Here is a 14,037-nt window from a genome sequence, read left to right on the forward strand (position 1 = left end):
GATCCATTCTAGAAAAAACCATAAAACGGGTGGTACAGACATGCTAAATCGAAACAAAAAAATCCTCACACTTTTCTGTGCTTCTGTACTTTTCCTTTCCACCCCTTTGGTTCAAGCTGCCACATTGCCCTCAGAACTAAAAGGCGTCCCTTACTACCAGAGTCTTATCTATAATGCAACCTATACGGATACGCAAGGACACTGGGCTGAAGAAGCCCTCTACATCGCTGGTATCTTTGGACTCCTGAAATCCAACCAGGGCCAGATCAGACCTGATGAAGCTTTAACACGCCGAGAAGCCCTCCTAGCCCTGGCCAACCTTGGTGGAACTTTTGAAGAAGTACAAAAAAACCAAGGGGACAATCAACGCAATCAAAATGCGTCCGTCGAACCGCTCACTCTCTGGGGACAGCGCCTCATCGAAGCAGCAGCCCAACAAGGTCTTTTTGAAGGTTTTCCACAAGCCCAAGTAGGACCACAGTCTCCCTACTGGGATGAAGCAATTACCCGTGAAGAAATGGCTCTATGGACAACTCGAACCCTTCAGTTAGAACCGATCTATGGAACAGCCCAAGCCCACATTTACAATTTTGATGACTGGCAAAGTATTAACGGTCAGACCCTTCCCTATCTTGAAAGGGCTTTGCAATATGGACTGATTAACGGCATTGCACAAAACGATCGCTTCTATATGAAGCCGCAACAAGAGATTACCCGTGCTCAAAGCGCCACCATTTTCTTAAACAGCTTGCCCCGAGCTCTTGAGCAGCAAGAACGCTCCGTCTTTGCCGCTTCCATTGATGACATCGATCAGATCCAAGAGGGACCGGGTGGTGCCATCATACGTCGCCTCCACATCACCACCACCACAGGAGAAATGCGCTCAATCGTCCTCTCAGGCCCCCACAAAGATAGCCCTAGAGGTCAAGATATTGCCATATGGAAAAAAGGACCTGCCGACAGCAGGGCTTTACAACCAGGCGATCAGATTGAAATCTATCCTGCTACAGCCTCAGCCAAGCAGGAAGGAACAGTCAGTCAAAGCGCCCCTGGAGAAGAGAATCAAAGGATTATAGACAATCCTTCCGTTCCAGAGCACTTTCTCAATACAGACATCCCTATGGACATTCATTTGATTCGAGTTTTACAAAGCAACAGCACCCTAGAAGGTCTGCTTATGGACTACGATGCTGGCACAGGCTACCTGATCTTGCAAAATGACCAGGGACAACTTCAGCATGGCTACGTCATGGCTGGTGCCACCGTCCAAATCGGTGCCATCTACCGCAAAATAGAGGATATTCCCAACGGCACCTATCTGACAGCTCGCGCCGTAGCAGATCGTATTGTTGCCATCACGGCTGACCTCCCCACAATGCATCCTGGTGCCATACCGGAAGGCAGTAAAGTCCAAGAAGGTCGTATCCGAGCTATCGAAGCACGAGGTCTTCAGATCGTCGACGCGGAAGGCCGCGAAGTATATTACCCTTTTGCCCCTGCCTTAGAAGTACGGCAGGGACAAGAATTGGCTCGTTTACAAGATCTACGCATTGGCGACCCTGTGATTTTGCGCTTTTCCACCTACCAAGGTTATCAAATTGCTCGCATCGAAATCCCCAAAGCCAATCGCCTTGTCGAAGATGTATATCGTGGTACCATCGGCTTTATCAACCCCATCACCAAAGTCGCCACCCTACGGAATGTGTACAAATACAGCGGTAGTCGTTGGCAAGTCCAACCAGGGCAAGTACAAGTTCGTGTCAGTCCAGTGACCTCGTTAGTGCTCAACAACCAAGTCCTTTCAGCCGATACATTTTTAAGAGTAAGCCCCGGTCAATCTATTATCTTCAGCGCAGCCAACAATTTTGACGGTCTCAGAGCATCTCAGCTGGCCCTTCTTTCTAGTGAAGGAGCAATGATCAACGATCGCATACGCAGCCTTGATATCGTCGGCGGCAGCCTCCGCCTACAAGTCGACGGCAACTACTTGCATATCGACAACAATACAATTGTCCTACGAGACGGACGCCTTACTGATATCAAAGATTTAGAAGAAGGCGACTCCATCATGGCTTATGTCGATGTAACTCGCAGTGGCTACCGAGCTGCCTTCATCGAAACCCACAAAGACATTATCTGGACAGAGCAAAGCAGCGACGGCCTTGTCCAAGGCTCCCTACTAAGAATTCGTGCAGATGGCGAAATGGAACTACAGCGCTACAGCCGTCACCGCAACAACAGTTGGGAAAACTTTAGCAGTGGAAGCAGACGCTTCTATATCCAGCCCAGCCGCGACACCCAAATCTACGACTTCCGCGGCCTCATTCCCACGACCATTCCTATCAGCGATTTCCTAACCCAGGGCGCCCATGGTCAATACAACGGCAGCTATATCCAAAGCTTTGTCCAAGCAGGCCGACCTCTTGTCATAACGCTACACAATACGGCACCCCAACCAGAGAGAGCACCACTAGAAAGAACATCCTTAGCTCGCATCAATAGCCTCAATCCTCAGAGCCAGACCATTATTTTTAGAGAAGTTCAAGATTGGAGCGATGCAAGTCAACGCTGGACATCCAATCCTGTTACTTTATCACTCCATGCAGAAGAAGCCGTCATCATTCAGAATGACAGAATCATACCCTTTCACCAACTGCGCCCCAACACAAAGGTTCTCCTTATCCGCGATCCACAAACCAACGAAGTCCGCTTCATCTTTGTTCAATAAGGAGGAACCAAATCAAGAGGGCAACAGCCCCTGCCAAGGAGGTGCCCCACAACAATGCAAAAAGCGATTTCCTTTTTGCTTACACTACTCCTGCTATTTTTCACAGCTGGCACCGCATGGGGAGCATCCAGTCACATGCCTCTAGAAGGAGGTATTGCCAATGAATATGACTACGAAGAATACATCTTTGTCACCGGCCAACCTGTTCACATGCAAGGCACCGTTCGCGTTACCATCAGCGCCGGACGCGGTGACACTACAACGACTCGCTTTACCTTTAACCTCAGCGACGCCACAGGACAAAACAAACTAAATCGTTCTACCACCTATGTAGAAATGGCTACCCAGCGAGAGGATCAGCAACAAAGTACAAAGACCACACAGTTAGACCGCATCACCGAGACGATCACCATTGACGGTAATCGTTACCAACTTGTCGATGGACGCAACTTTAAGTCCGTCCTAGTGGACAAGCATCCTGTGGTCAACTACTACAGTGGCAACTGGGAAGGGCGCAAAATCTACAACGTTAACAGGAACCAGGGCCGACTCACCGTTGAAAGCTCTGGCCACACCATAGGCTATGATCACAACTGGGGTCGCTCAGAAACACAAAGAATGACCCACCTCTTACAGTATAGACCGGTCAACCCAGGCGTTGAAGACAACAGCCCTTTTACCAGCCCCTGGGACGGTCAAGTCGATTACGCCATTAACCTTTCTACAAACCGTCAGGTATTGTACCACAACAACGACCCTGTCAATATCAGCTTTAGCGGAGGCTACATCATAAGCGAACAAGGTAGCTCCGCCTCTGTCATCCGTTATGATCTTCCTTGGATGGCTGAGATAGACAATGAGCCCATCATTGACAATCACTATCGTCATCGCGACGAGCTCCAGCTTTCACTTACCACATCGCCGAAAGTCCATCGCCTCTATGTACCAAACTTTGAAGATATTCGAAATCACTGGGCTCAATCCTACGTCAATCGTCTCGCAGGCCTGAAAGCTTGGAACGGACACAGCGGCTATTTTGGTCCTATTCAGCCGATTACACGTCTTGACTTTGCCCGTGCCTTCGTACAAACACTGGGCATTGTCTCCCCAGAAGGACCTTCCGGCATGATCGCCTACACAGCAGGTTATCCCAACTTACCCAATCCGGGAGAAAAAGCCCAAGGCCCGAACAGTACCACCAGACCTTCTGCGCGCGATCCTTACAACGGCGCTACGGGTACACCACGACAATTGGCTGCTGCCTCTAACCCCTCCCCTTTTGCCGATATTACCCCGGCTATGGAGGGTTTTGAAGAAGTACGCCTTGCTCATGCCCAAAAAATCATGAACGGTGTCAGCGCCACTCGCTTCGACCCCTACGGCTTGCTTACCCGAGAACAAGCGGCCACTTTAATCGTCCGCGGTCTGGGCCTGATAGACCTCGCACCTGCGGGCTTTACCTACAGTCCCTTTTACGACGATCATCAGATCAGTCCCTGGGCCCGCGATTCTATCTACGTGGCCCAAGAACTTGGCATCTTAACAGGCGATAACTACGGCTACTACCGACCACAAGAAGTAATGACCAGAGCAGAAGCAGCAGCTCTTCAAGTCAAAGCGATAGAATTCCTTCAATATGATCTAAAGCATGATTATCGTGACAGGCTGCTCAATCTTTTCTAAACCCATATAAAGGGACGGTTCTACTGTGTTGTTAGCCTACAGGCATAACACAAAAGAACCGTCCTCTTTTTTTGCGATGGATAATTTGCTGAAGTTCCACTTGATAGGCATGTCCAAAAAGGTCCATTTATTGATATAATGATCAAGTTTACGATAATATAATTTTTCATTAGCAAATGAGTGATATGCCCCTATCAACGCTTTTTCAAACAAGAAAAACGCTTTAAATATAGAAGAAAAGGAGTTGTAGAAAGGTGAATTCTAGCTTATTTTATAAAACCATCGTAGAACAGTTACCCTTCGCTTATGCCTATCACAAGATACTATATGATGTTCAGGGTGCACCAATTGATTATGAATTGGTAGAAGCTAACAAAGCTTTTGAGAACATAACATGTTTACAGCGGAAAGACCTTATCGGAAAAAAATTGACAGAAACAGAACTTATCAAAAGCGAACGGCACTGGCTAGATACTTTGGCTCAAGTGGCAAAAAACCATGAAAGAGCCTGTTTTGATTATTATTCACCACAACTCCATCGATGGTACGAAGTTACGGTTTATAGTCATGAAGAAGGCTACCTTGCAACTATTTTTCACGAGACGACTCGCTGGAATAAAAAGGAAGGAGAGATAAGGTTAGAGAACCAGCTCTGTGTGATTTTAGGCACCTGGGAATGGAACATCCAGACGAATGAATACTTTCTCAATGAGCGCTGGGCAGAAATGCTTGGCTATACCCTTAAAGAATTGATACCCTTTGACGTTCAAACCTGGACAAGCCTGATCCATCCACAGGATTTACAAGAAGTTCAAAAGCCAATGAAAGCGGTAATGGAGAAGGAACAGGAATACTTTGATGTTGAAATTCGCATGAAGCACAAAGAAGGTCACTGGGTCTGGGTACAAACTCGAGGAAAGGTCATCAGTTGGACAGCCGAGGGGAACCCTCTGCTCATGAGTGGTACCCATACAGACATTACAGAGCGAAAAAAGATGGAAGAAGCGCTACTGGAAAAGCAGAGAAGGCTTTCCATGGCACAGTCTTTCTCTCATATTGGTGCTTGGGAATATGATATCAGCAATGGACGCCTTTCCTGGTCCAAAGAGTGTGAAGCCCTTTTTGGTCTGGAAGAGGGAGAATTTGAAGGCACTTTTGAGGCCTTTCTCGATCGAATTCATCCTGAGGACAAAGCATATGTGCAGACAGTGAATCAACCTATTACAGAATATAAAGAAGGAACCATCCTTTATTATGAACACCGGATTGTTAAAAGGTCAGGGGAAGTTCGCTGGATTCGAGAGTCTGCTGGTGTCGAGACCAATGAAGAAGGAGAACCGATTTGCATCATTGGTTTTGCCATAGATATAACAGAGACAAAAGAAGCAGAAGCAAAAATAGCCGAACGAGATCAGCTCTTGACAAAATTTTCTCAGCAAGTACCTGGTGCTCTCTATCAGTATCAGATGTACCCCGATGGTTCTTCCCGTATTCCCTTTGCCAGCAAAGGCCTTTGGGAGATTTGCGAAGTGAAGCCGGAAGAAGTCAGAGATGATGTTAGCAAGATCATGTCTCGAATCCATCCTCATGATTACCAATCATTCATAGACTCTATTCAAGAGTCCTTTGATAATAACTCCATCTGGTCTAACGAACATCGAGTGTTGCTACCAACGAAAGGACAACGTTGGCTGCGTGGGGTGGCGCAGCCTGAAAAATTAGCAGATGGCTCTATGTTATGGCATGGCTTTTTAGCCGATATTACTGAAAATAAGAAAATGGAGGAAGCTCTACGAGAAAGGGAACATTATCTAAATGCCTTGATATCGAATACGCCTGCAGTCATCTATTCCTATACCATTGATGATGACGGGAAAATAGAACTAAAATATATTAATCAAAATGTAGAAAAAGTTTTAGGCTTTAAGCCCCATGACTTTATTGGAAAGAACATAGAATTTTGGGCCAGCCATGTCCATCCAGAAGACCTGAAAAACCTTCAGGAAAAGCTATCCGGGAAAGAAATGGTCAATGAGTATCGATTCCAAGATAAACAAGGAGAATATCATTGGCTCTATGATCAGCAAAGGGTTTTTAAGCGGGAAAAAGGTTGCACAGAAATCGTCGGCACTTGGTGGAACATTACTGATCGAAAGCAAGCAGAAGAAGCCCTGCTAGAAACGAACGACCATCTAAAAAGAGCTATGAGGCAAGCAAAAGCAGCTAACAACGCTAAAAGCCAGTTTCTGGCCAATATGAGTCACGAAATACGTACTCCTATGAATGGAATACTCGGCTTCTTGCACTTGCTAGAAGAGACGGAAACGACGCAACAACAGGAAAAATATATAGACTATATCAAAACATCTACGGAAAATCTGTTAAACGTCCTCAACGATATCTTGGACTTGTCAAAAATTGAATCGAGCAAGATAGAAATAGAAGAAATTTCTTTCGACTTGCGCTCCACCATCGAAGCAGCTGTAATTCCTTTTGCCCAACAAGCTTATAGCAAAGGTGTGACCTTAAGTCTTCTGGTGCAACCATCGGTGCTTCAGCAAGCCAAGGGTGACCCTACTCGACTGAGACAAGTGCTCTCCAATTTGGTAAATAATGCTGTGAAATTTACCAAGAGGGGCACAGTTACTGTAGAAGCCAAGCAACTAGAAGAAAGTGATAGTACCAGCACCCTTCAGTTGATCATTAAAGATAGCGGCATTGGTATGCAGGAAGAAACTCTACAAAAGCTTTTTACACCCTTTTATCAAGCAGACAGCTCTAACACCCGAACCTACGGAGGGACAGGCCTTGGTCTAGCGATTACCAAAAACCTATTAGATCTGATGGGAGGCTCCATAGAGGTAGAAAGTATCTATACTGTGGGAAGTACTTTTACCATTACGCTGACCCTGGACAAATGTCATGACATCGCCCGAGAAGCGATCGATCATCACGCTCTGCGAGGCAAACGTATTCTCATCGTAGATGATAATGACCACAACCGAGAAATTCTGCGCATCTACCTAGAAGAAGCCGGTGCCGTCGTGGAGGAATCATCTAATGCACCGGAAGCTTTGGTCTTACTCGTGAAAAATGGCAAAGAACAGATAAAATACCACGCCGTTATTATTGATGAACAAATGCCCCATATGAGTGGTAGTGATCTGGCAATCACCTTGAAGAATATTCCATCTACAAAAACACTTCCTCTGTGTCTCTTAACTTCTGTGGTAGGTTACAACAACGCCCAGAAATCACAGGAAGTTGGCTTTTCTGCTTATCTGACCAAGCCCATTAGAAGGCAGGAGCTTAAGGATGCCATAGCCAGCTTATTTTCAAAGAACATGAACAACAAAGAGAAGCAACATCCCTCTCTGATCACCCGTCACACAATACGAGAAGCCCAAAGCCGACAAAGGCTTAAGGTGTTGGTAGTAGAAGATCAGGCTATTAACCGAGAGTTGACAGTGCAACTCTTACAAAACAAAGGCTTTAGCTGTGATGTCGTAGAAAATGGTTTAGAAGCAGTAAAAGCTTGTATCAAAAACCCCTATCACATTGTCTTAATGGATTGTCAAATGCCCATTATGAACGGTTATGAAGCAACCCAAAAAATCCGACAGATGAAAGAAATTCATCAGCCAAAAATCGTGGCCATGACAGCCTATGCTATGAAATCTGATGAAGAACGATGTCTGGCCGCCGGCATGGATGGTTATCTAAGTAAGCCCATTGATTTTAGTCTTTTTAATTCAATTTTACAAAAATCTTTTGATAACATAGAACCTCTGAACGAAACAGAGCAGAGAAGCGAAAAGGATAGTAACTATAAAAAAGCGATTACCTATATCGTTGAGGAATCAGGACTCGATCAAAAAGAAGCAGAAGAGCTCTTAGCCAAAGGAGTCACACGAATCAAAGAACTAATCGTGCTGATCAAAAATGCTCTGGAGAAAAATGAGACCTTAGAAGCGTCAAGAACTCTGCACACTCTAAAAGGCATCGCCAAAAATCTCCAATTAAAAGAGATCGCAATAAAAGCACTTGAAGGAGAAGAAGCGTTGGCCAGAAAAGACGGGCTAAAGCTAAAGCCTTTGTTGAAAGAAATAGAAGAAAGCCTTTAGCAGAAGGCTACCTTGCATGCAAGTATTACTCAGGGGACGGTTTGTTGAACCGTCCCCTGATATCTTTATATCCTAACATCACAAATTTCCAGCACGAAACTCTTGTACAATATAATCCGCCGTCCGCCAAGCCAGTGCCATGGCCGTCAAAGTGGGATTGGAAGCGCCAGAAGTGACAAAGACTGACGTATCAGCAAGAAAAAGATTCTTATGATCATGACAACGACCCCAGCCATCAACAACAGAATCAGTAGGATTGCTACCCATGCGACAACCACCCAGCATATGAGACGTATCAGGGCTAATGAGCTCCACACGCCCGCCTGCTGCTTCTAGTACCTGTTTGCACATAGCCACGGCAGCTTCAATCACTTTCCGATCGTTATCGCCATAGGAAAAGGTCACCACAGGAGAAGGAAGACCCACTTCATCTTTCTCATCAGACAGCGTGATTGTATTGTTCATCTGCGGCAACACTTCTCCCACTATGGTTAAGCGAGCAAAGTAGTTATAATCACGAGCCATTTCCCGCAAGTGCCTTCCCCAAGCGCCTGTTGCTTTCGTTACAATCTTCATAAAAGCAAGAGGCCGTGACCCATGGGCATGAATCGAAAAGCCGCGAGCACGGGATCCATCACCGGGAGACTCATAAAAATCTTGAGTCGTTGTCAGAATCGGCGTGCCCTTGTAGGGCAAAATTTCTTCAGAAAAACGGGCCACCACTTCATGACCTGAATGAACCATAAAGCACTTGCCGACCATACCACTGCGATTTGCCAAGCCTTGTGGATGGCGACCATCGGCAGACAGTAGCAGCAACCGAGGCGTTTCGATGGCCGAAGCGCATACAACAACGGCTTTTGCACGTTGCCGATACTCTTTGCCTTGGAAAAGAAAAGCCACACCTTCTACTCGATCGTCTTTGTTAACAAGAATGCGATGAACCATAGAGCCATGACGCAATTCTACGCCCGCGTCAAGAGCCCGCGGTATATGGTGAATCAATGTAGAGAATTTCGAATTGGGCAAGCAACCTTGGGCACAAAAACCTCGATTAATACAAGGTGGACGACCTTGGAAAGGTGCTGACAAAATGGCCAAAGGGGCTACAGAACTTTGAATCCCCAGCTTTTCACAACCAATCCGTAATACCTGATGCGTTGCTGCCACAGGCTCACGAGCTGGATAGGGATAGGGCCCATGAAAACCTCCCCAAGGATAATGCTTGGGCCCTGAGACAGGAATTTCTTTTTCTAGCTGCTCATAGTAGGGCGCAAGATCTTCATAGGTAATCGGCCAATCTTCACCAACACCATCAATGGTCTTCGTTCGAAAATCAGAAGGAAAAAAGCGAGGAACGACAGCCGTAAAATGATTGGTACCACCACCAACACCAGACCCAGAAATATTATGACCCAGTTCTGGCGCATCCGAACCCGCTGTCAAGCGATGAAAACGCCAAGCCGTTTTGCGCATATGCAATTCATCGCTAACAAAATCGCGACTCACTTCCCAGTAAGGGCCCGCTTCGAATAAGACAACAGAAAGACCGGCTCGGCCTAGCTCCTGTGCTACAACAGGCCCCGTAGCGCCAGCACCAACAATAACAACGTCAACTTCTTCATTTAGGTTACGCCAGGGAAGACCGGTCTCATGGTTCATCGATCAACCCTCCGCACAGGACCGGGCCCCATACCGGCTTTAGCCCGCTCTTCAACCAATTCAGGCTTTAATCGAGCTTCCCAAGGATCTTTCAATCCATATTCAATACGATAGTACCCTCGCGGATAGGCGGGCCCACCATAACCGATCTCAGACCAAATCTCAGGTTGAGAAAAGAAAAAATCAACGGCTGTATTTAATAGTTTGTTAAAAAAATCTTTCGGTCCAATCTCAGTCCAAGCAATTTCTCCTCGCTGCACCTGCCCCAATATTTCATCTTTTTCTTGGGGCGTCAACTGTAGAAAAGATTGCTCATAGCGCTGTAAGGCCGTAGCATCAAGCCAAGCCAGGCCACTGCGAAAAAGAACCTCCTCTTTTGGAACCCCTACCTTACGGTAGCCTTGTCCTCGTTTTTCAGTCAAATGTTCATCAATCTGCCCTGCCACACGTGCAATAATGGCTTGATCTTCTTCATCAAGAAGGCGATGTAAAGCGGCCTTTAATAAGGCCAACTCTTGAGGCGAAAAAAAAGTAGGCATACCTGGCGCTTTTAGACGCGATTGAATTACATGGTACGTATTTTCATCCCAACGATCCTGCTCTTTCATGACGTCATAATCAGGATATATTGTTTTTACACTAATATCTTTCGCCCCCTTTCTACAGTAAGAGAGCTAGTAAGCCCAATATGGAAAGACCGGAAACCATCAAGGGCAATAATGGAGGTGGACCAACCATAACATTGTTGATGTCCCATCCCCCTACGCGCTGGCTAATACCTTTTCCATGATAATAAAAACCCGCAAGGCCACTTGCTATTTCAATCACTAATAAAATCAAAAAAAGCCAGCGAAACAAGGTCAGATCACGCCAAGTTAATAAAAAACCTACAATTGCCACCAAAGGTAGACCAATGGTCGGTCCCCACATGGCCCAATGCCTAAAATTTTGCCGATAATGAAAAAGCGTTGTTTGCAGCGCCATCACCAGAAAAGCAATCGATGTAAAAAGAATTAAATAGCGCTCCAGAGGCCAACCAAGCCATCGTTCCATTTACTTTCCTCCCGGCCAGAACGAATCTCAGGAATCACACTCCCACTTTACCACCATAGGAAGCCAGCAATTGCTCTGCTTCTTTCGTTCTTTTCTTATCACAAACGACAGTTACGATATAGTTCTCTCCCGTAATCATTGTACTATTATCAGCCATACCGGAAGAAGTTGGCATGGCCGCCGCCAGTGGTGACGTATCGTCGCCACCTTCAATTCCTTCTGTCAAAGCAGTAACAGAAAGACGCTCATCACCTGTAAGGGGATTAAAATAGCGCTCTGCCGTTTGTGGTTCCGGAAAGTGATGAAAATTATCCAACTGCACGATCTCAAAGCCAGCTTGCTTAAGATGTTTCGTCGCATCTTCAGCAGCATCAGCTTGCGAAAAATAAGCGAGGATAGAACTTTCAGGCATAGAAAAACCTCCTTTTCGAGACTATTTTGTCGAAAAGGAGGTTTCCTTATCCTCATAAATCTTGTTCAGGGAAAGACCTTTACTAGTGATACTTTACTTCCTTCTCTTCTCGTTCCCGACCCTGCTTTATCGTCAAAGTACCACCAATTGGAAGAGGATGGGCCTGTTCCGTCAAGTTCTCTTCCCTAGCCGCTTTCTTAAAGCGTTCCCGCGGTTCATCAATCGATTCTAATGACAACACAAAAGTCTCATGATGCATTGGAACAATGAAGCGAGCCCCCATCTCTTGGGCCATCTTCAAGGCTTCTTCCGGATTGCAGTGATCATCATGAAACTCTTCCGGCTTATAAGCAGCAATCGGCACAATGGCACAATCAATGCCATCGGGACGAGCCTGACGAACTTGCTCCGCCAGCTCGGGGCTGTATCCGCTATCACCCACATAAACGATGGAAGAATCACCTTTTTCGATAAGATAGACCAATGTAAGATTAGAAGATAGCCCCATCGCTCTTTTTCCTTCATGTTCCGCTTTAAAAGTTTTGATAGTAAGATCTTCTGACCTATAAGTATCGTTGGCTTTCAGCGTAACTTTTTTCTGCCTTAGGTCTTTAACCACTTGCCCATCCCCTTCCGGCAACACAAGGATAGCCTCATCGGGCAAAGCTTGCAAACTAGCGATATCTAGATGATCATAGTGGGCATGAGAAAGCAAGATATAATCTAAAGAATCAATCTGATCTGGCTGCAAAGCTGGTGCAACAAGACGCTTCGGAAAAACAGCTCTTTCAGAAAAAATGGGATCTGTAATCAGACGCTTTCCTTGCATTTCAAGTACCCAGGTCGAATGACCGACCCAACCAATGGTGACATCATCATCAGGACCCATCGGGATTGTCAACAGATGGGGCGGCTTTTTCACTTCACCGGTAAACTCTCGACCTACATTCAAAGCTAGCATAGCTGCCGTAGGACGGTATTTCGGAAGAAGAAATAAGATCGCAACAGCGGCAAATAGGAGCAGTAAAATGATTCCAATAATAGGTCCGAGCACGGTACATTCTTCCTTTCCCTGTACTCATTGTTGGCTTCCGTTAAACCTATTATTGATTGCTAAGTCGGAAATATACAGTTACAAAAGAGCATCAGTAGAGGAAAGAGCCAGCCTGATACCATACCCCCCAAGATAATGAACTTTTCTTCCTTGCAAAGCCTATTTTTAGAGCAATATCTCAAGCATACCCCCATCCCGTATATTGACAAAGACAGAGCATTCGTCTTACTATGTAAATAGGTCGTTGATTGCGTTAGGGTTACTTCATAGAGGGGCCAGGGCATCACGCTTTCCTCCGCTCTGGACTGGTCCCACGCTGTTACCGCCAGCAAGCTGGCGACAGCTGAGGTCCCAAGTCCCGCTGCGGAAAGCGTGATGACCTGGCCCAGAGGGTTTTTGCTGATTGTTACTCCCGTTGGAATAGCTTGGCGAAACTTCCTTCTATACGCAACTACCTATTGTATTTGCATTTGCAATAGGCTCAAACCCAGTCACAACCAGCAAGATGCACACAAGAAGAAGTGCAAGAAAATAATCAGGAGGTTTTCCCCATGCTTTATATTGACTCCAACAAGTGTGATAAGTTTAAAGGCTGTCCCCCAGCAAAGATCTGCCCCACAGAAGCCATACGAGCCGTCGGTTCGAACAAACTCTTCTGGGTAAAAGAGTGGGTAATTGACGAGGATAAGTGTATTAACTGTAAAAAATGTATTGCTCGTTGTCCTCATCACGCTATTTTAGAGAAAAAGAAATAAAGAGCTAGAGTTCTTCCACTTCTCGACCCAGATAGACTTGATGATTCTGGAAGTTTCTTTCGTAGTCTTGCCAGAATTGATTGCGCAGTATGGTTGGGTAAACAGGTAAAATGGCAGCTCGGATTTCTTTTTCTGTCATGAAGAAGCAGTCAAAAATCATTTGGTCCTTCTCATCCACTTCAGGATCTCGTCCTTTTTGCAAGGTTCCTGCCAAATATTGGACTTGTATGTATAATTCTAGATGATGTATTTTCCGGACTTCATCAAGCCACTCCACCACATAGAGTAGCTTTTGGGCTTTGCAGTGCAGGTTACACTCCTCAAGCATTTCTCTTTCTGCTGCCTCGAAGATCGTTTCACCTTTCTCCACACCACCGCCAGGCGGTGAAAGCCAGTGATACTGGCGCCGTGGATGGCGATGATGGATCAGTAGAACTTGCTTTTGTGCATTAACTAAGATGGCAGCGGCTCGCATACGATGTCGAAACATAGAATCACCACTTCCGTTATAGTAAAAGCTTGCTTTAAAGGATTTCCTCTGCTATTGTCAAAAAAGATCCTACAGA

The 14,037-nt window shown here is 45.9% G+C and carries 10 protein-coding genes; 4 read left to right on the forward strand and 6 right to left on the reverse strand.

Going from position 1 to position 14,037, the window contains the following annotated elements; all coding sequences use genetic code 11:
• Nucleotides 1–40 precede the first annotated feature (40 nt).
• The 3 genes from FTV88_RS06240 to FTV88_RS06250 all read left to right on the forward strand — a co-directional run bounded on the left by FTV88_RS06240 (nucleotide 41) and on the right by FTV88_RS06250 (nucleotide 8,535).
• Nucleotides 41–2,728: an S-layer homology domain-containing protein gene (locus tag FTV88_RS06240; RefSeq protein WP_153724881.1), complete on the forward strand. Its 2,688-nt coding sequence runs from the start codon at nucleotides 41–43 to the stop codon at nucleotides 2,726–2,728.
• A gap of 54 nt (nucleotides 2,729–2,782) precedes the next feature.
• Nucleotides 2,783–4,411: an S-layer homology domain-containing protein gene (locus tag FTV88_RS06245; protein WP_153724882.1), complete on the forward strand. Its 1,629-nt coding sequence runs from the start codon at nucleotides 2,783–2,785 to the stop codon at nucleotides 4,409–4,411.
• 254 nt (nucleotides 4,412–4,665) lie between these two features.
• Nucleotides 4,666–8,535, forward strand: a complete 3,870-nt coding sequence (locus FTV88_RS06250) for a PAS domain-containing hybrid sensor histidine kinase/response regulator (protein ID WP_153724883.1) — start codon at nucleotides 4,666–4,668, stop codon at nucleotides 8,533–8,535.
• A gap of 78 nt (nucleotides 8,536–8,613) precedes the next feature.
• Here FTV88_RS06250 and FTV88_RS06255 read toward each other — a convergent pair whose 3' ends face one another.
• The 5 genes from FTV88_RS06255 to FTV88_RS06275 form a co-directional block, all read right to left on the reverse strand.
• On the reverse strand, nucleotides 8,614–10,197 hold the full coding sequence (locus tag FTV88_RS06255) for a GMC family oxidoreductase (protein ID WP_153724884.1): 1,584 nt from the start codon (nucleotides 10,195–10,197) through the stop codon (nucleotides 8,614–8,616).
• Nucleotides 10,194–10,805 carry a gluconate 2-dehydrogenase subunit 3 family protein gene (locus FTV88_RS06260; RefSeq protein ID WP_153724885.1) on the reverse strand — a complete coding sequence of 204 codons (612 nt, stop codon included), beginning with the start codon at nucleotides 10,803–10,805 and terminating at the stop codon, nucleotides 10,194–10,196. Before FTV88_RS06260 ends, FTV88_RS06255 begins: the two co-directional genes overlap by 4 nt.
• 52 nt (nucleotides 10,806–10,857) lie before the next feature.
• Nucleotides 10,858–11,250 carry a hypothetical protein gene (locus FTV88_RS06265; protein WP_153724886.1) on the reverse strand — a complete coding sequence of 131 codons (393 nt, stop codon included), beginning with the start codon at nucleotides 11,248–11,250 and terminating at the stop codon, nucleotides 10,858–10,860.
• 34 nt (nucleotides 11,251–11,284) lie between these two features.
• Nucleotides 11,285–11,662 (reverse strand): hypothetical protein, encoded by a 378-nt coding sequence (locus FTV88_RS06270; protein ID WP_153724887.1) that lies wholly within the window; start codon nucleotides 11,660–11,662, stop codon nucleotides 11,285–11,287.
• 82 nt (nucleotides 11,663–11,744) lie between these two features.
• Nucleotides 11,745–12,716, reverse strand: coding sequence for an MBL fold metallo-hydrolase (locus FTV88_RS06275; RefSeq protein ID WP_153724888.1), 972 nt, complete (start codon nucleotides 12,714–12,716; stop codon nucleotides 11,745–11,747).
• A gap of 551 nt (nucleotides 12,717–13,267) precedes the next feature.
• Between FTV88_RS06275 and FTV88_RS06280 the strand changes: the two genes are divergently transcribed.
• Nucleotides 13,268–13,471, forward strand: coding sequence for a 4Fe-4S binding protein (locus FTV88_RS06280; RefSeq protein WP_153724889.1), 204 nt, complete (start codon nucleotides 13,268–13,270; stop codon nucleotides 13,469–13,471).
• 4 nt (nucleotides 13,472–13,475) lie between these two features.
• Here FTV88_RS06280 and FTV88_RS06285 read toward each other — a convergent pair whose 3' ends face one another.
• On the reverse strand, nucleotides 13,476–13,961 hold the full coding sequence (locus tag FTV88_RS06285; protein ID WP_153724890.1) for an NUDIX domain-containing protein: 486 nt from the start codon (nucleotides 13,959–13,961) through the stop codon (nucleotides 13,476–13,478).
• Between the last annotated feature and the right edge of the window lie 76 nt (nucleotides 13,962–14,037).

It is taken from the genome of Heliorestis convoluta, from assembly GCF_009649955.1.
Lineage (GTDB): Bacteria > Bacillota > Desulfitobacteriia > Heliobacteriales > Heliobacteriaceae > Heliorestis > Heliorestis convoluta.